The organism is Bifidobacterium sp. LCP19S3_E9, assembly GCF_052121135.1.
Taxonomy (GTDB): Bacteria; Actinomycetota; Actinomycetes; order Actinomycetales; family Bifidobacteriaceae; genus Bifidobacterium; species Bifidobacterium thermacidophilum.
Window position 1 is genome coordinate 153,953 of record NZ_JBQKEV010000003.1, and the last position, 17,173, is coordinate 171,125.

Sequence of the window (17,173 nt, forward strand, 5' to 3'; positions counted from 1 at the left end):
TAAGCCGAAATCCCGCAAAATCGTCGGAAATTTACCACGCATAAGGGGAAACGCAGCATCCGCAACCAGACAGATGGAATGCTTTGAAAAACAAAGTCCTTGAAACTGCTGGGTTCCAAGGACTTAGGTGGTGCCCCCCGTGGGACTCGAACCCACAACCCACGACTTAAAAGGACGCTGCTCTAACCAATTGAGCTAGAGGGGCAACAAACGGTATTGTACACCATGGCTCGACCGGCACGCCGGCCATCGCCGATGGGAGGCATGAGCGGCTGGGGCTCGCGGGAATCAGCCGTCGGCACACTTGCGCCTTTCAGTGGTTCCTGTCAATGCCTGCGCGAACCCCAGCCACGGTCACGCCCCGCCACGCTTCATGCCTCTGCCGGCAGCGCACCCAGCTCTTGCAGTTTCGCTTTGATGTCGTTGGCCGACGGCTCGACTTGGAATGATCCGTCCGCATACTGGACAACCGGGATGTGCTTCTGCCCGCTGATTTCCACGGCCTTGTCGGCGGCGCCGTCTTCCTGCTCGATATCGTGCCAGTCGAACGTCGCGCCGAACCGGTTAAGCGCCTCCTTAGCCCGCTTGCAGTCGCCGCACCAGCTTGCGCCGTACACGTTGATATCGCTCATGGTTCCTTCTTTCGTTGATGGTTGCCGGCGGGGCTCCCGTCCGTTCGCCCCGCGCGTTGGTTGCCTATGCTAAGGCAAGACGATGGCGGATGCAGCTGTCCGGCATCAGGATTCGCGGTCCGCGCAAAACAGACAGCGCCACGCGATCAGCTGTGCGCCGCCAGCCGCCGTTCGCACCAGTGCTGCACCCAGGTGAGTACCGTGCAGAACAGCAGGTAGATGACCCCGACCTCGAGGTACAGCGCAAGCGGCTCGTAATACACGGCGGTGATGCGCTGCGCGGTCATGAACATCTCGACGACGGTGATATTCGCGGCGAGCGACGTGTCCTTGACCAGCGAGATGAACGTGTTGAACAGCGCGGGGAACGCCGACCGGAACGCCTGAGGCAGCACGATGCGCCGCATGATGGTCACATACGACATGTTCGTCGCATACCCGGCCTCGAACTGCCCGCGCGGCACCGCTTCGATCGCGCCTCTCAAGGTCTCGGACGCATAAGCGCCCACGTTGAGCGAGAACGCGATGATGGCGGACGGAATCGCCGGAATGGTCACGCCGATGGACGGCAGACCAAAGAAGATCACGAACAGTTGCACGAGCAGCGGCGTCCCACGGAACACCCACACGTAGAACTGCGCGATCTGCGTGAGTACCGGCGTGCGGGCCACGCGGGTGAGCGCCACGATAATCGCCAGCGCCAAGCCGATGGCGAAGGAGACCAAGGTGAGCGGAATCGTCACCGTGATTCCTGGAATCAGTAGTTTGCCGAATGAATCGACGACTATCTGCCAGACCCTGCCGTCCATTGCGGCTCCTTTCGTAATCTATGCCGGTTTTCAGTTTCCAGCGCAACCGAGCGTTACTTGGTTGAGATGTCCTCGCCGAAGTACTTCTCAGAGATCTTCTTGAGCGTCCCGTCCTTGCGCAGCTTGGCGATGGACTTGTTGATCGCTTCGGTCAGGTCGTCGCTGCCCTTGCGCAGCGGGAAGTGCGCGGCAGGGGTTTTCTCGCTTTTCACGGCGATTTTGATGTCGGCGTTCGGCTTCTGCTTGAGGTAGTCGAGCACAGCGAGCCCGTCGTTGACAATCACGTCGGCCCGCCCGGAGGTCAGGGTTTCCACGGCCTGCGAGAAATCGTTGACCTGCACGAGCGTCGCGCCTTTATCTTGCGCGACTTTCGCCCAGTTGCTGCCGTTCTGCCCGGCGTCTTTCTTGCCTTTGATATCGTCGAAGGATTTGATGGAATTGTCGCTCTTGCGGGTGACGACCACGCCGTAGGAGTAGGCGTACGGTTCGGTGAAATCGTATTTCGCCTTGCGTTCGGCAGTGGTGGTGATCTCGTTGGCCACGCTGTCGGTTTTCTTTGAATCCACGCTGGCGAGCAGCGAATCGAAGTTCGCTTCGGAGAATTCGGCTTTCACGCCGAGGTCTTTGGCGACGGCAGTGGCGACATCCACGTCGTAGCCAGTGAGCTTGTTGGTTTTCGAATCATGGTAGCTGTAGGGCGCGTATGTGCCTTCGGTGCCGAAGACCAGCGTTCCCTTGTTCTTGACTTCCTGCAGCGCGCTCGTGGACGAGCTGGAGGAGCCGCAAGCGCCCAGCGGCGCGATCAGGGTGATGGCGGCGAGGGCCGCGGCGGCGAGCCGCAGGGTATGGCGTGTGCGTGTGGTCATGGTTGTTCTCCTTGTATGTGATTGATGGTGATTGATTGCCGACGATGACGTATGACGTATGACGTATGACGTATGACGTTTAACGTTTGGCATATGGCAGAGACGTGCCGATTGCGGGGACTGCGCTGGCAGGCGGTCGATTGCATGCGGCCTGAAACGAGGGTCAGGAAGCGAAGGATTGCAGGAATTCCGCGGTCCTCGGCTGCGACGGATGGTCGAAAATGTCGCTTGCCGTGCCTTGCTCCACAATGCCGCCGTGCTCAAAGAACACGACATGGTCGGAAGCCTCCCGGGCGAACCGCATCTCGTGGGTGACCATGAGCATGGTCATGCCGTCCGAGGCAAGCTGCCGGATGACTTCGAGCACGCCGCCGACCATCTCCGGGTCGAGGGCGGAGGTGGGCTCGTCAAGCAGCAGAAGCTCAGGTTTCGCGGCGATGGCCCGTGCGATGCCTACGCGCTGCTGTTGCCCGCCGGACAGGGTGCTGGGGTAGCGGTCGGCGAAGTCGGCGAGCCCCACGCGGTCAAGCTGTTCGCGTCCGATGGTTTCGGCTTCCTTGCGTGACTTGCCTTGCGCGTAGATCAACGGCTCGGTCACGTTCTGCAACGCCGTTTTGTTGGCGAACAGATTGTAGTTCTGGAACACGAAGCCGATGCGTGAACGGATGTCGCGAATCGTCGTCTTGTCGCGGGTCGCTAAATCGACCGGGCCGTCGCCGAAATCAATGGTGCCGCTATCGGCATGTTCGAGCACGTCGATGACACGCAGCAGCGTGGATTTGCCGGATCCGGACGGGCCGATGACGGTGACCGTCGCCGCGTGCGGAATATCAAGATCGATACCGGTAAGCACATCATGCTCGCCGAAACGTTTATGCACGTCGCGGATGGTGATCATTGACGCTCCTTTCACGGGACCTATATGGCGGATTTGTATCTATCAACTGTATAGGCCGGGCCGGTGACCGTTTCCGGCGTGGCTATACCAATCGCCTATCGCAGGCTATCAGCGCCCGCTCACGCCAGCCCATCCCGATGCCGTCCTACAGTGGAATCATGTCTTGTACTACGCTTCTTGTCGGAAAATCCGCCACTATCGACGGCTCGACCATGATTGCCCGCAACGACGATTCCGGTTCCGGCCGCTACGACCCGAAACGCTTCATCGCTGTGAACCCGTGCGACCAGCCGCGGCATTACCGCAGCGAACTGAGCCACGTGAGCATCGACCTGCCGGATGACCCGTGCCGCTACAGCATTGTCCCGAACGCGTTGCCCGGCCGCGGAATCCTCGCGGAATGCGGGATCAGCGAGCGCAATATCGCGATGAGCGCGACCGAGACGATCGCGGTGAACGAGCGGGTGCTCGGTGCTGATCCGATGGTCGAATTGCAGCCGGCCCATGGCAATCCCGGCGATGATGATTACCGGCCGGAAATCCCCGGTGGTATCGGCGAGGAGGATTTCATCACGTTGGTGCTGCCGTACGTGCATTCCGCGCGTGAAGGCGTGTACCGGCTGGGCGAGCTGTTGGAACGGTTCGGCACGTATGAGGCGAACGGCATCGCCATTTCGGATGTGAACGACGTGTGGTATGTGGAGACGATTGGCGGACACCATTGGATTGCCAAGCGTGTGCCGGATGACTGCTATGCCGCGATTCCCAACCAGTTGGGGCTTGACGATTTCGATATAGAGGATGCGCTCGGCGATGCCCGCAATCATATGTGCAGCGCCGATCTGACGGAGTTCATCCGTGAGAATCATCTTGACCGCGGCATGGGCGCAGACAGCTTGAACCGGGTTGGCCGGTTCAATCCGCGCACGCTGTTCGGCACACGTACGACGAAAGACCATATCTACAACACGCCGCGTGCCTGGTATATGGAGCGCTATCTGAACCCGAGCGAGGACTGGGATTCGCCAGCCGCCCGCTATACGCCGATATCCGATGACATTCCGTGGTGCCGCCGGCCGGAGAACCGTGTGACGGTTGAGGATGTCGCGTTCCTCATGGCTTCGCATTTCGAGGACACGCCGTACGACCCGTATGGTACGCGCGGCACGGATGAGACGCGGCATCGGTATCGTCCGATTGGCATCAACCGCACCGGGCAGATGGGATTGCTGCAGATTCGCCCGTACGAGCCGGAAGTGAATCGGTCGGTGATGTGGCTGCAATACGGGTCCGGCCCGTTCACCACGCTCACACCGTTCTATACGAATGTGCGCGACACGCCTGCGTATTTGCGTGATACGGGCGCGGAGGTGTCAACGGACTCGTTCTATTGGACAAGCCGCATCATCGCGGCGCTCGCCGACCCGCATTATGTGTCGAACAGCAACGCGATCGAGCATTACCGTGAGAACGTCATGTCGCATGGGCATACGCATATCGCGCGTGTTGATGCCGCGCTGCGGGGTGCGACGAGTGCCGGTGCGAGCGCTGGTGCCGGCGCCGGGGCCGGACATGCCGTAAGCTGCGCCGATCTCGAGGATGTCGAAGGCATCAAGCATAGCGGGGTGCGCGTGGATGCTGCCGTCGGGGCGGCCGACGATGCTGCTTCCGGAGAATCCGCCGATTGCCGTACTGCGTGCGACGCCCTCGAGCAGGCGAACCGGCAGATGGCGGATTACTTGCGCTCGCAAACCCAGGAGCTGCTCAGCAAGGTGCTGTACACGTCCAGCAACCTGATGCGCAACGCCTTCGCCATGTCCGACCGCTGACCGCCCCACCTTCTACCGGCGCTGAGTTGCCTGTGAGCGTCGGTAGAAGGTTGTGCCAACGCTCACAGGTTCGACCAAGTCCGGCTGAATCCGGAGAGAACGGAACGAACGGAGCGAATCAGTTGAAACCGACGACGTGTTCGGCGATGTTGTAGCCGTGCCGGATGATGAATCGCCCGGTCCGCCCGTGCAGGTTGATTGCGCGCGAGACGAGTTTATGCCGCACATCATGCCCGATTTGCGGCGAAGTGACGTCGATTTCGTGCCACAGCCGGTCCTTCTGGCGGTAATTTTCACGGTCGCGCGACAGAATCAGGAACACGCTGGTCACCACGCTGTTGATCGACAGGAAGTGGATCATGTACCGGTACAGCCCGTCCGGCACGGTGCCGTGTTCCGGCGTCGCCTCAAGCATGAGATGGTTGACGAGTTGCAACTGCCTCACACGCCGGATCATCACGTCAGTCTGCACAGACTGGCCTTCGCGCCCGATGAAGTAATGGTAGAACGGCGTATCCAGGTACATGAGCCTGCGCACCCACGGGAACGGTTGATACGAATAAATAAAATCAACATAGAACGTGTGCTCCGGCAAAATCATGCCTGATTCGCGCACGACCGAGGTACGGAAGGTCAGCGCATGCATGATCATGTACTGCGCGATGCCGAAATGCCGCAGATCGTCCCAGCCGAGCCTACGGTTCGCATCCATGACGTTGCTGAAATGTACAACATGCTTGTTGCGTTTGCCAACCTTGTCATAGACGTAATCGGTGACCAGCAGGTCGATGGGCTCCCGTTCGAAGCGTTGTGCCCGCAGGGTTTCCATGACTTGGCCGAGTGAAGCCTTGCCGACCCAGTCGTCAGCGTCCACGACCTTGACGTACATGCCGGAGGCCTCGCGAATGCCGGTATTGACCGCGCCGCCGTGCCCCTTGTTCGGCTGGTGGATCGCCCTGACTACGCCCGGATGCGCTGCCTGGAGCCGGTCGGCGAGCTCTGGAGTCGTGTCGGATGACCCGTCGTCGACGATGAGCACCTCGATGTCGCCGGTATCGGGCGTGTCAATCAGCGAAGCGACGCAACGCTCGAGATACTGCTCCATGTTGTACGCGGGCACAACGAAAGTCAACGTCTTGGCCTGCTGTGACGTTCCCCGTTGAACGCTGTGGTGAGAATCCGGCGTGGCGTCCGTGAAATTAGTCATTGCTCCACCTTCTGTATGTCCCGTGCAAGGCTATCACGGGGAGTGTGGCGGCGTGGCGGGGCTTGCCCGATTTGCGGGTTTCGGCGCCTGATTTGCATGAGGATTTCACAAAGGCGTTACCGCAGGTTCGAGTCGCGGAAGGTGCCCGGATTATGCCGCGTTTTCCGGGGTTGCGTTTTCCGGGGTTGCGTTCTCTGGGGGCACAGAATCCGCCTGATTTGCAGCAGTCGGCGGAATCGGTTCCGCGGTGTCGGCGGTGTCGGCGGAGTTGGCGTCCGCGGCGGGCGGATTGCGCTGTTCGCCGCCATTGTCGTGCTTCGTCTTCTGCGCCGCCTTTTCAGCCGATTCGCGCGCACGCTTGGCCTTCGCGCCCTCATAGCGCAGTTCCGGTTTGGCTTCGAGGCGGGACAGGCCGTGCCAGGCGAGGTTGACGATGAGCGCGGCGAGCTGCTCCTTGCCGAGCTTGGGTCGGTCGGCCCAATACTGGCCGGTGAACACGGTCATGCCGACAAGCATCTGCGCGTAGTACGGCGCGCTTTTGACGGGAAGATGCTGGCGTTTGAACCATTCGACGAGAATCTGCTCGACTTTTGAGCTCACATCGCCGAGCAGCGAGCTGAACGAGCCGGTCGGGTCGGTGCTCGGGGAATCCCGCACCAGGACTTGGAAGCCTTCCGGATTCTCCTCGATGTAGGTGAGGAGTGCGAGGGCGGCGCGTTCCACAATCTGCCGGGGATGGGCTTCCGTGTCGCTGAGCGAACCGATGAGCGCGTCGGTCAGTGCGCGCATTTCGCGGTCGACGACCACGGCATACAGGCCTTCCTTGCCGCCGAAATGCTCGTAGACGATGGGCTTGCTGACTTTAGCGCTCGCGGCGATTTCCTCGACGCTCACCGCTTCGAACCCTTTGGACGCAAACAGTGCCCGCCCTATCTCGATAAGCTGCTCGCGCCGCTGATACGACGTCATCCTCGAACTACTTGCCATAGTGTCTAGTTTCTCACCCCTTGTGGATTTCAGCTGCGGAGAGGGATGGTGGGTCGGCGGTGCCGCCGGGGGCGGATACCTCGTTCCGGGGCGCTGGCGCTCAAAGGCGCCCAAAGATAGCAAGGTATCTCGAGGTTCCTATTCGCCCTGCGGCGCAGAACCCGGCGGTTGGATGCGTATCTTGCCAGTGCTGTTGAGATGTGCGTGTATTTGTGGATTGTTGTGGTTGGGTGGTGTCGGTTTGTCGGGGGATGCGTTTCCATCTGCGGGTTGCCGGGCGTGGGGTGGTGCGGGCATCGGCAGATGTGTGCGCATCTCTTCGGTATTGCCGAGGTTGTGCGCCCATCTGTGGGTTGCTGCCGTTACGTCTGTCCGGCATCCTGGATTTGCGCGTCTAGTCCCGCCTGTCCCTTGAAAACCATAGGCTGGAGGTATGGATACTCAACAGATTATCGCGATTGTTGTAGTGGCGGTTATCGCCATCGCGCTGATTATCGCCGGCGTGCTTGCTGACCGTTCGCGCAAGAAGCGTATCGATGCGGCCGAGCAGGCCCGCGAAGACCGTGAGGCCGCGGCGAAAGCGGCCGCCGACAAGGCGATTGCGGCGAAACAGGCTGCCGGTTCCGAAGCCGGATCAGCTGCCGGGACTGCGCCGACACCGTCCGACCAGAAGTCGGGAGCTGAATCGGCTGAATCGACGAAACAAGCCGAATCAGCGCAATCTGTGGCTTCGTCGGCCGAATCCGCCGGTTCTGCCCAGCCTGCGCAGCCTGAGAGCCAGGAGGCTTCCCAAACCGCCGAATCTCAGCTGCAAACGCCGGAATCCGCGACCTCCCGCATGACCCGTCTGAAGGCGCGCCTGGCGAACAGCGCGAACCCCTTCGGCAAGGCCCTGTTCAACATTCTCGCTAAGGACCACCTGTCCGAGGCTGATTGGGAGGATGTCGAGGACACGCTGCTCATGGCCGATGTCGGCGCGGATGCTTCCGAGCAGCTGGTCGATGAACTGCGCAACGACGCCCGCATCACCGGCACACACGACCCCGACCAAGTGCGTGAGGCCTTGCGTTCCAAGCTGCTTGCGATGGTCGGTACGGATACCGACCGTCGCCTGAACGCTGACAAGCCCGAGGCGCACAAGCCGAGCGTCATCATCATGGTCGGTGTCAACGGCACCGGCAAGACCACGACCGCGGGCAAGCTTGCGCGCCTGTTCGTCGCCGACGGCAAGAGCGTGATGCTCGGCGCGGCGGATACTTTCCGCGCGGCGGCGGCCGACCAGCTGGAAACCTGGGGCGCGAAGGTCAATGTGCCGGTTGTGCGTTCCGACAAGGATGGCGCCGACCCGGCGTCCGTTGCGTTCGAGGCGTCGCAGCGAGCGAAGAACGAGAACGCCGACGTGCTGATCATCGATACTGCGGGCCGCTTGCAGAACAAGGCGAATCTCATGGATGAGCTCGGCAAGATCCGCCGCGTCACCGAGAAGAACCTGCCGGTTGACGAGGTGCTGCTCGTTCTCGACGCGACCACCGGCCAGAACGGCATGGAACAGGCGAAGGTGTTCGCCCAGGCGATCGGCATCACCGGTGTCGTGCTGTCCAAGCTGGATGGTTCCGCGAAGGGCGGCATTGTGATTTCCGTGCAGAAGGAGCTTGGTGTGCCTGTCAAGCTGGTCGGTTTGGGTGAGGGGCCGGATGATTTGACGCCGTTCAATCCGGAGGATTTCGTCGACGGTATTCTCGCCTGAACGCAACACTCGGTGCCGCCGTATGCAGTGACGCTACGGCGGCACTACATGCGGCTTACGTGTCCGGCTGCGGCCATCGGTCTCCTGATAGCTAGGCGCGGTATCGAGGTATGTGCATCATCCAGCAGCATCTTGCATATCTGTAGTACGTTGCGGAACATATCGTTGCTACGAGGGTTCGCGACCGATCAAACCGGCGAGTACAGACAGCGGATTTCCCATGGTTCTCTTGCGGTATTGACGCTCATCGAACCCTGATAAGCGAGTTGCTTTCCGGCATGTACTACAGATAGCGCGGATACACCCGCCGAATCTCGATTCAGCGCCCCATATCATCGGCCGGCTGCGCCGGCAATGGAACCCGGACGGGCCATAACATGTCAGGCGACTGGTGCAGCCATCCCGACCGCGCTGGTGTCTGCCGTCTGCGCATCAATGATGTCCACAGTCGCGCTGTCCGCCTCGATGGGGGCTTCTGTTTTCGCGCTCCCAGCACCAGCCGCCTCATCTTTCGCCGGAGCCCCGTGCAACGCAGCCTTCAAGAACAGCGGCGCGATGAGCGTCACCAGCGAAATCGTGAAAATAATCGTCGAATAGTAGTCGTCCGACAGAATATGCTGCGAGAAGCCGATTTGCGCGGTGATCAGCGCCATTTCACCACGCGGAATCATCCCCGTGCCGATGACGATGGAGCTGCGCCCGTTGAACCCGGCCATCCGGGCGCCCAGCCCGCAGCCGACAATCTTCGTGATGACACCCAGCACGGTCATCACCACAATGAACCACACCAGATGCATGTCATGTACCGCCTCGGTGTTCAAGCCGATGCTCACAAAGAACAGCGGCACGAAGAAGCAGTCGCCAATCGGCTCGATATCTCGATCCACCTGTTCGCGGTAGTCGCTGCGGCTCACGGCGATACCCGCGAAGAACGCGCCCACCGCGTAGCTCAGCCCCACCAGTTCCGAACACCAGGCCATCGCCAGGCAGATGATTGTCGCCATGATCGCAATGCCGCTCGGCGCTTTGAGCAGCGCGGCGAAGGTCATCAGCCATGGCGCCACCCACAGCACCACCACGACAGTCAGCGCGAAGAACGCGACCTGCTTGAGCGCGATCAGCCCGAGCTGCTGGAACGACACGCTGCCCGTGCTGATCAGCGTGCTCATGACACTGAGCAGAATCACGCCGATCACATCATCCGCGACGGCCGCCCCCAGAATCGACGCGCCTTCCTTCGTGTCAAGACGCCCTGCCTCCTTCAAAACCGCTACCGAAATCGACACGGATGTCGCGGAGAACACGACGCCAATGAACAGGGATGACATGAGGTCGAACCCGAACGCCATACTCACCCCGCCCATGATGAGCACCGGCGCGACCACACCCATGCACGCCACAATGAGCGCCGCCTTGGAATAGCGCTTCAGCAGCCCCAGATCGCAGCCCACCCCGCCCAGGAACATGAGCACGATAATGCCGATATTGCTGAACAATTCCGTCGAACTGCTCGGCTGCATCAACCCGAGGACGGTCGGCCCGAACACGATGCCCACTACGATTTGGCCGACGACTTCAGGCAGCCCGGTTTTCCGGCAAATCGCGCCGGACAGCATGGTCAGAACCAGGATTGCGCACAATGTCGCGACGAATACCGCCATCTCGGAACCTTCTCTCTTCGGTAGTTGGACATTTCGGGCATTGGCATCCAAGTGTTTCCGCACGACTGCGCGAGACGCAAGACGCGGAGAAACCAGATGGTTCGATGCCATGTGCCGGATATATAGGAATCACTGTAATCTCGTCGCGGTATCGCCCGTTACTTCCGCGCAATCTACATGACCTGCCCGTAACAAGGCGTGCGTTCCCAAGAAATCTGCCTGTTTAGCATGGTTGCCAGAATCCGGGACGCACAAGAGACGGGTTGAGGCCGGTTCTTCGGAGACGGCGTTCACGCCCTTCGGACACAGAGTCCACGTTCTTTGGATTCAGACAGCCATCCCCAAGAGAGGAAAGGAAGTGGGTGCCATGTCATCGACCAATGTCATTTGGACATTGCTTGCCGCGACGCTGGTGTTCATGATGCAAGCCGGCTTCGCGATGCTGGAGACAGGCTTCACGCGAGCAAAGAACGCCGGCAATATCGCCATGAAGAACCTCATGGACTACTGTATCGGCACGGTCCTGTTCTGGATTTTCGGTTTCGGCATCATGTTCGGACCGTCCATCGGCGGCATCATCGGCAAGCCTGATTTCTTCGTGACAAGCAGCTACCAGTACAACCAATACGTTCCGACGATGGTGTACCTGATGTTCCAGACCGTGTTCTGCGCGACATCCGCGACCATTGTCTCCGGCGCTATGGCTGAACGCACGAAGTTCTCCGCATACCTGATTTACAGCGCGTTGATTTCCGCGATTGTCTACCCGATTTCCGGCCACTGGTGCTGGAATTCGGATGGCTGGCTCGCACAGCTCGGCTTCCATGATTTCGCCGGTTCGACCGTCGTGCACATGGTCGGTGGCATTTCCGCGTTGATCGGCGCGATTTTCCTTGGTCCGCGTATCGGCAAGTTCGACAAGAACGGCAAGGCGCGCGCCATCCCGGGCCACAGCATCACCCTGGCGATGCTCGGCATCTTCCTGCTGTGGATCGGCTGGTTCGGCTTCAACCCAGGCTCCACGATCACCGCTGATGGCAAGGACACGTGGGTGGAGATGGGCAGCATCTTCATCACCACGAACCTTGCGGCCGCTGTCGGCGCGCTCACCGCGATGTTCCTCGCCTGGAAGAAGTACGGCAAGCCTGATGTCGGCCTGACGATCAACGGCGCACTCGCCGGCCTGATCGGCATCACCGCGGGCTGCGATGTGGTCAGTCCGGTCGGCGCCTTCTTCATCGGCCTGATTTGCGCGTTCATCTACGTGTATGCCGCGTCCATCGTTGAAAACAAGTTCAAGATTGATGATCCGGTCGGCGCGTTCGCCGCTCATGGCTGCTGCGGTGCCGGTGGCACGCTGCTGGTCGGCCTGTTCGCCAAGGACGGTGGCCTGTTCTACGGTGGCGGCTTGAAGCTCTTCGGCGTTGAGCTGTTGGGTGTTGCCGTGGTTGCGGCGTGGACTACGGTCACGATGATCATCATCTTCTGGGCGATCAAGCATACGATCGGCCTGCGCGTTTCCGCCAAGGAAGAGCTGTCTGGTCTTGATCTGCCTGAGCACGGCCTGGTCGCCGCTTATGCTGACTTCGAGCCGAGCGTGCTCACCAAGAGCGAGGACTCTTATGAGGCCCGTGTCGCCCGCGAAGCTGAGGCTGAGGCCGCTGCCGCCGCTGGCGCAACGGCGAAGGAGGCCGCCGCCGCCAAGTAGCAAGACTGGCAACCGTCCTTTGGCCTGCCACCTGTGGCCGCCGTTGGACAATGCTCACAATGTGGTCATCAAAATTGGCAGGGATTCCTGTCCACGGTTTCCCGCGAAGCGCGGAATTCGAGACGAGTCGCGGATAATTGTACAAGCGCTGTAACGTTGGCGTAACATTCCGTAACGTTTCGAAAACCCGGCGGGCGTTCCATAACCGTGTCGGTCCCCATTCGGGGGATTGCCAGTGAGTGGTTCGCTCGCCCGCCCGCCTCGTCCAAGGTGGGCGCCGGAGAGGGAGGTAATTGTATGGACACCGGAAATGCAGCGTGGATGTTGACATCCGCGGCTCTGGTTTTTTTGATGACGCCTGGTGTGGCGTTCTTCTACGGCGGCATGGTCCGCGCGAAGGCCGTCCTGAACATGTTGATGCTGTCGGCGGCCGCGATTTCGGTCACTGCGATCATCTGGACGTTCTGGGGCTGGTCGATCGCTTACGCAGGTAAGGATATCGGCGGGATCTTCGGCGATCCGGCCACCGGCTTCCTGCTCAAGGACTCCATGGTCGCCAAGGATGGTGTGTTCACCGCAGCCAACACATCCGGAGATTATCCGGGCAGCATTGACGTGGCGTTCCAAGCCACCTTCGCGATGATCACGGTTGCGCTGATTACCGGCGCGATCGCTGAACGTGTGAAGTACAGCACCTGGATGCTGTTCGTGGCGTTGTGGATTACGTTCGACTACGCTCCGATGGCGCACATGGTGTGGAACGGCGGCCTGCTGTCTCCGACGGGTGCCATTTCGCAGGCGCTCGGCGCTGCCGCGCATGATTTCGCAGGCGGCACAGTGGTCCACATCAACGCGGCTACCGCGGCTCTTGTCACCGTGCTCATCATCGGCAAGCGCAAGGGCTTCGGCACGCAGCCGATTCGCCCGCACAACGTTCCGTTCGTCATGCTCGGCGCGTTCCTGCTGTGGTTCGGTTGGTTCGGCTTCAACGCCGGTTCTGCGTTCGGTGCGAACGGCACCGCCGGCTACGCGTGGGTCAGCACGACCGCCGCTGCGGCCGCCGCAATGCTCGCCTGGGGCTTCACCGAGAAGGTGCGTTCCGGTCACTACACCGCGGTCGGTGCGGCATCCGGTATGGTGGCCGGCTTGGTTGCCATCACTCCCGCCGCCGATGTGGTCTCCCCACTGTGGGCCATGGTGATCGGCGCTATCGCCGGTGTGGTCACGTGCCTGGCGTGCGGTCTGAAATTCAAGTTTGGTTATGACGATTCGCTCGACGTGGTTGGCGTTCACGGCGTCGGCGGCCTGATCGGTACCGTGCTCATCGGTTTCTTCGGTGTCGGCACCGGTCTGTTCACCGGTGGCAGCTGGCGTCAGCTGGTCGTCCAGATCCTGGTGGCCCTGATTGCCATCCTCTACTCCGCTGTGGTGACCTCGATCATCGTCTTCGCGCTTGAGAAGACGATGGGCTGGCGCGTCACCGAAGCCCAGGAGGTCTCCGGCATCGATATGGCCGACCAGGGCGAGCGTGCATATGATTTCGCTGGCACTGCCAGCTCCGTCCTCAAGGAGGTGAAGTGAGATGAAGCTTATTACCGCTATTATTCAGCCCCATAAGCTTGATGATGTCAAGGAAGCGCTCGCTGCTGCGGGCGTGCATGGCCTGACCGTCTCGGAAGCCAATGGATATGGTCGCCAGCGCGGCCACACCGAGGTCTACCGCGGCGCCGAGTACACGGTGGATCTCATCCCGAAGATTCGCGTGGAAGTGCTCTCAGACGATGCCGACGCGGAAACGCTGGTCGGCGTGATTGTGAAGTCCGCGGGCACCGGAACCATCGGCGACGGCAAGGTGTGGGTCACGCCTCTTGACTCCGTCACCCGCGTCCGTACCGGCGAAACCGGTTCGGCCGCCATCTGAAAGCTCCCGTCCCCGGTGCCGCGGTTTCGTCTGTTTGCCGCGGCGCTGACGGTCGGGTATTGATAAGACAGGTCCCCGCACGTGCTGGCGCAGTGCGGGGATTCTTTATACGCCCGTATCGAGGTTCAAGCGGACTGTTGGCGGGCGGTGCGCCAGCGCATTCGTCACACGTGCGGGGTGGGTCGCGGTCTGATACGCGGTCCGCCCAAATCGCGGGGAATATGGCTCGTTTGGAGGGGATATGGCTTCTGCGGTTGATGGATTGAAACAACGCTTCATGGACGTCAGCAAGCCGGACGCCGACGGCGTCTACCGTCACGGCAAGGATAAACGCAAGCAGCGTACGCAAATCGCGATGACCAGCCTGTGCGAACTGTGGAAGGAAGCGGTCGAATCCGTGCCCTTCGACGTGCCTGAACACGGTGTGGGTCTTGCCGCGGTCGGCTCTCTTGCGCGCGGGCAGATCGGCCCGAGCTCCGACATCGACGTCGTGCTCATGGTCGAGCCGCACACGTTGAAAGACGACCAGCTCAACCAGCTGGCGAACAAACTGTGGTACCCCCTGTGGGACAGCGGTCTCGACCTTGATCATGCGGTCCGCACCCGGCAGCAGTGCGAGTCGGTGACCGACCATGATCTGCCGGCTGCGATGGGTTGGTTGTTCGTGCAGCCGGTCGCCGGGGACACCGAACTCATCGAGAAAACGGCGAAATCCATTCTCGAACGCTGGCGAAAAGCGGCGCGCAAACGATTGCAGGAGTTGCTTGATTCGGCGTCCTCACGTCTTGAGGAGTTCGGCAGGCTCCCGTACTTGAACCAGCCTGATATCAAAGAGGCTCGCGGCGGCCTGCGCGACACCGTGCTGGTGTCCGCGCTTGCGGCATCCTGGCTTGCCGACCGGCCCCACGGCTCCTATGACGAGGCGGTTGAACGGCTGCTAGATGTGCGCGACTGCCTGCACGTGGTCGCCGGCAAGGAAACCAACTTGCTGCTGCCTGCCTACCAGCCGAAAGTCGCCGCGATGCTCGGCTTGGCCGACCCGACCCTGCCGGAAGGCGAGCGCGAGGCGGATGCGGTTGAAGGATTGCAAACCCTGCTGGCCACGCTGGGCCGCCGCATCGCGTTCTCTCTGGATTCCACGGCTTCACATGCGAGGCACACGCTCACCCATGAAAAACCGCGGTTCGCGTTCTTCCAGATGTTCCAGCCCCGGGCGGGCGGCAAACGTGAGGCGCCGACCTTCAAAGCCATCGCGCCCGGTGTGGTCGAGCATGAGCAGGAGGTGGCCCTAGCCGTGGGTGTCGATCCGAGCCGGGACGCGACCCTCCCGTTACGTGTCGGGGTGGCGGCCGCAGAATACGGCCTGCCGATTAACCCGTCAACCCTGCTGAATCTCAAGCATTGCCCGGTCACCGATAAAAGCTGGGACCGCGAGACGCGCGAACTGTTCATCCGGTTCTTGGCCACGGGTCAGGCACTGCCGCCGGTGTGGGAGGAGCTTGATTTCGTTGATTTGCCGGGCAGGTGGATGCCAGAGTGGCTGGGCGTGCGCAACCGGCCGTCCGCGTCTGCGGCGCACCGCTATACGATTGACCGCCATATGATCGAAGTCGTCTCACGGCTTGGACGTGAAGCGCCGAGCGGCATGCGCTACGACGACACACAATACGCGACACTGCTGCTGGCGGGGCTGCTGCACGACATCGGCAAGCGTCCGGGCGTACGCGACCATGCGGCAGAGGGCGCAAGACATGTGCCGGTCATTCTAGGGCGTATGGGCTTCGATGACCAGGTGGTCAGCCGGGCGACACTGCTGGTGCGCGAGCATCTGACGCTCTCGCAATTCGCTACGGGCAAGGATCCGGAGGATCCCGCGGTCGGCCGCGAACTCGCCGGGCGTGTCGAGAACGACCCGGTGTTGCTGGATATGCTGTTCGACTTGACGCGGGCGGACGGCTCGTCGTTGGGTGCCACCTCCGGCGAGGCGATCACCAAGCAGTACGGCTGGTCGCATTGGCGTGAGGCGACGGTGCGCATGATGTATCAGGCCGCCCGCGGGGCGATGGGACGCTGACCGTGTCCGCGGTTCGCTGGTTTGATCGGGTCGGTTTGATCGGGTCGGTTTGGTTGGATCGGTCTGATCAGGTCAGACCGGCCGCACTGGCACACCTGTCCTTGCCTACATCCTGCATCCGTCGCCCCGATGGCCCACTACATCCGGTATTTCTGACGTTGGCGCCAACAATCCGAATATATGGTCGTATGTGATGCGAGTGATGTCGAATATGCTGCGAACAGCCGTGAGACAGGGGCTTGCTCCCGCCGGTCTGAATCATGCGGCGCGAATCGGTCTGCCCAAAAGCTGCGGCTAGATTGACGTATTGTTCGTCGTTCCAGATTCCGCGGGTTTCACCTCGTCTTGAACTGCGATATCCCGTCATATTCGTGCTGCCTTACTCTGTTTCGCCTTGTCAGCGCTTCGCGACTTTCCTTGCGCTCGGAATTTCTGACGCCGGTGAAAAATCCGAACGCTTGTTGTGATCGTCGAGGCAAGCGGATGCTGATGCGTGTTTGTGGATGTCTGGTCGCAGGAGGTCGCCAGAGTAGAAGCGCGCGTCATTGGAGTTGCTCCTTGTAGCACGTTGATGGAGCAGATGCAAATCGATATTGCGGCGGCTGTGGATTGTCCCCAAGCTATCCACAGAATTATCCCCAATATGTGGATAATCATATGCGTTATCCACACGGTTGTCCCCACAATGTGGATAACTCGGTTTTCTATCCACATTTTGTGGCATCCGCGTGTCGCAAAGGTGAACAATATGAAAACCGCATACAGGCGTAGCGGATTGAAGATGAACGACCAGTGCTGCCGACAGACTGGACTCTCAGATGCAGTCAAGCTGAT

Annotated in this window: 13 protein-coding genes and 1 tRNA gene; 6 read left to right on the top strand and 8 right to left on the bottom strand. The window is 60.8% G+C overall.

Going from position 1 to position 17,173, the window contains the following annotated elements; all coding sequences use genetic code 11:
- Window positions 1–128: 128 nt before the first annotated feature.
- The 5 genes from ACTQYB_RS02545 to ACTQYB_RS02565 all read right to left on the bottom strand — a co-directional run bounded on the left by ACTQYB_RS02545 (window position 129) and on the right by ACTQYB_RS02565 (window position 3,205).
- A tRNA-Lys gene (locus ACTQYB_RS02545) sits at window positions 129–205 on the bottom strand.
- Window positions 206–371: 166 nt separating this feature from the next.
- Window positions 372–632: a mycoredoxin gene (locus tag ACTQYB_RS02550; RefSeq protein WP_441481783.1), complete on the bottom strand. Its 261-nt coding sequence runs from the start codon at window positions 630–632 to the stop codon at window positions 372–374.
- A gap of 146 nt (window positions 633–778) precedes the next feature.
- The gene (locus ACTQYB_RS02555; RefSeq protein WP_033506597.1) at window positions 779–1,441 is read right to left on the bottom strand and encodes an amino acid ABC transporter permease; all 663 of its coding nucleotides are present in this window, start codon (window positions 1,439–1,441) and stop codon (window positions 779–781) included.
- A 53-nt stretch (window positions 1,442–1,494) separates the two neighbouring features.
- The gene (locus ACTQYB_RS02560; RefSeq protein WP_044098625.1) at window positions 1,495–2,307 is read right to left on the bottom strand and encodes a transporter substrate-binding domain-containing protein; all 813 of its coding nucleotides are present in this window, start codon (window positions 2,305–2,307) and stop codon (window positions 1,495–1,497) included.
- Window positions 2,308–2,470: 163 nt separating this feature from the next.
- Window positions 2,471–3,205, bottom strand: a complete 735-nt coding sequence (locus ACTQYB_RS02565; protein WP_441481784.1) for an amino acid ABC transporter ATP-binding protein — start codon at window positions 3,203–3,205, stop codon at window positions 2,471–2,473.
- 158 nt (window positions 3,206–3,363) lie between these two features.
- Between ACTQYB_RS02565 and ACTQYB_RS02570 the strand changes: the two genes are divergently transcribed.
- Window positions 3,364–5,034: a C69 family dipeptidase gene (locus ACTQYB_RS02570; protein WP_441481785.1), complete on the top strand. Its 1,671-nt coding sequence runs from the start codon at window positions 3,364–3,366 to the stop codon at window positions 5,032–5,034.
- Window positions 5,035–5,152: 118 nt separating this feature from the next.
- On the opposite strand, the gene ACTQYB_RS02575 is transcribed toward ACTQYB_RS02570, so the two are convergent.
- Complete coding sequence (locus tag ACTQYB_RS02575; RefSeq protein WP_441481786.1) at window positions 5,153–6,241, bottom strand: glycosyltransferase family 2 protein; 1,089 nt, start codon at window positions 6,239–6,241, stop codon at window positions 5,153–5,155.
- Window positions 6,242–6,391: 150 nt separating this feature from the next.
- The gene (locus ACTQYB_RS02580) at window positions 6,392–7,210 is read right to left on the bottom strand and encodes a TetR/AcrR family transcriptional regulator (protein ID WP_441481815.1); all 819 of its coding nucleotides are present in this window, start codon (window positions 7,208–7,210) and stop codon (window positions 6,392–6,394) included.
- A 451-nt stretch (window positions 7,211–7,661) separates the two neighbouring features.
- On the opposite strand from ACTQYB_RS02580, the gene ftsY reads away from it, so the two are divergent.
- Window positions 7,662–8,975, top strand: coding sequence for a signal recognition particle-docking protein FtsY (gene ftsY / locus ACTQYB_RS02585; protein ID WP_441481787.1), 1,314 nt, complete (start codon window positions 7,662–7,664; stop codon window positions 8,973–8,975).
- A 380-nt stretch (window positions 8,976–9,355) separates the two neighbouring features.
- Here ftsY and ACTQYB_RS02590 read toward each other — a convergent pair whose 3' ends face one another.
- Window positions 9,356–10,636 (bottom strand): cation:proton antiporter, encoded by a 1,281-nt coding sequence (locus tag ACTQYB_RS02590; RefSeq protein WP_239646913.1) that lies wholly within the window; start codon window positions 10,634–10,636, stop codon window positions 9,356–9,358.
- 367 nt (window positions 10,637–11,003) lie between these two features.
- Between ACTQYB_RS02590 and ACTQYB_RS02595 the strand changes: the two genes are divergently transcribed.
- The 4 genes from ACTQYB_RS02595 (at window position 11,004) to ACTQYB_RS02610 (ending at window position 16,339) form a co-directional block, all read left to right on the top strand.
- Window positions 11,004–12,344, top strand: a complete 1,341-nt coding sequence (locus tag ACTQYB_RS02595) for an ammonium transporter (RefSeq protein WP_441481788.1) — start codon at window positions 11,004–11,006, stop codon at window positions 12,342–12,344.
- A 297-nt stretch (window positions 12,345–12,641) separates the two neighbouring features.
- The gene (locus ACTQYB_RS02600) at window positions 12,642–13,925 is read left to right on the top strand and encodes an ammonium transporter (protein ID WP_033506608.1); all 1,284 of its coding nucleotides are present in this window, start codon (window positions 12,642–12,644) and stop codon (window positions 13,923–13,925) included.
- A gap of 1 nt (window position 13,926) precedes the next feature.
- Window positions 13,927–14,265, top strand: a complete 339-nt coding sequence (locus tag ACTQYB_RS02605; protein ID WP_015449732.1) for a P-II family nitrogen regulator — start codon at window positions 13,927–13,929, stop codon at window positions 14,263–14,265.
- A gap of 241 nt (window positions 14,266–14,506) precedes the next feature.
- Entirely contained in the window at window positions 14,507–16,339 is a 1,833-nt protein-coding gene (locus ACTQYB_RS02610; RefSeq protein ID WP_441481789.1) for a nucleotidyltransferase domain-containing protein, read from the top strand.
- Window positions 16,340–17,173: the final 834 nt, after the last annotated feature.

Bases quoted from the DNA above. Each gene is read 5' to 3' on its own strand.
- ACTQYB_RS02550 (WP_441481783.1), bottom strand. From the start codon at position 632: ATGAGCGATATCAACGTGTACGGCGCAAGCTGGTGCGGCGACTGCAAG.
- ACTQYB_RS02555 (WP_033506597.1), bottom strand. From the start codon at position 1,441: ATGGACGGCAGGGTCTGGCAGATAGTCGTCGATTCATTCGGCAAACTA.
- ACTQYB_RS02560 (WP_044098625.1), bottom strand. From the start codon at position 2,307: ATGACCACACGCACACGCCATACCCTGCGGCTCGCCGCCGCGGCCCTC.
- ACTQYB_RS02565 (WP_441481784.1), bottom strand. From the start codon at position 3,205: ATGATCACCATCCGCGACGTGCATAAACGTTTCGGCGAGCATGATGTG.
- ACTQYB_RS02570 (WP_441481785.1), top strand. From the start codon at position 3,364: ATGTCTTGTACTACGCTTCTTGTCGGAAAATCCGCCACTATCGACGGC.
- ACTQYB_RS02575 (WP_441481786.1), bottom strand. From the start codon at position 6,241: ATGACTAATTTCACGGACGCCACGCCGGATTCTCACCACAGCGTTCAA.
- ACTQYB_RS02580 (WP_441481815.1), bottom strand. From the start codon at position 7,210: ATGACGTCGTATCAGCGGCGCGAGCAGCTTATCGAGATAGGGCGGGCA.
- ftsY (WP_441481787.1), top strand. From the start codon at position 7,662: ATGGATACTCAACAGATTATCGCGATTGTTGTAGTGGCGGTTATCGCC.
- ACTQYB_RS02590 (WP_239646913.1), bottom strand. From the start codon at position 10,636: ATGGCGGTATTCGTCGCGACATTGTGCGCAATCCTGGTTCTGACCATG.
- ACTQYB_RS02595 (WP_441481788.1), top strand. From the start codon at position 11,004: ATGTCATCGACCAATGTCATTTGGACATTGCTTGCCGCGACGCTGGTG.
- ACTQYB_RS02600 (WP_033506608.1), top strand. From the start codon at position 12,642: ATGGACACCGGAAATGCAGCGTGGATGTTGACATCCGCGGCTCTGGTT.
- ACTQYB_RS02605 (WP_015449732.1), top strand. From the start codon at position 13,927: ATGAAGCTTATTACCGCTATTATTCAGCCCCATAAGCTTGATGATGTC.
- ACTQYB_RS02610 (WP_441481789.1), top strand. From the start codon at position 14,507: ATGGCTTCTGCGGTTGATGGATTGAAACAACGCTTCATGGACGTCAGC.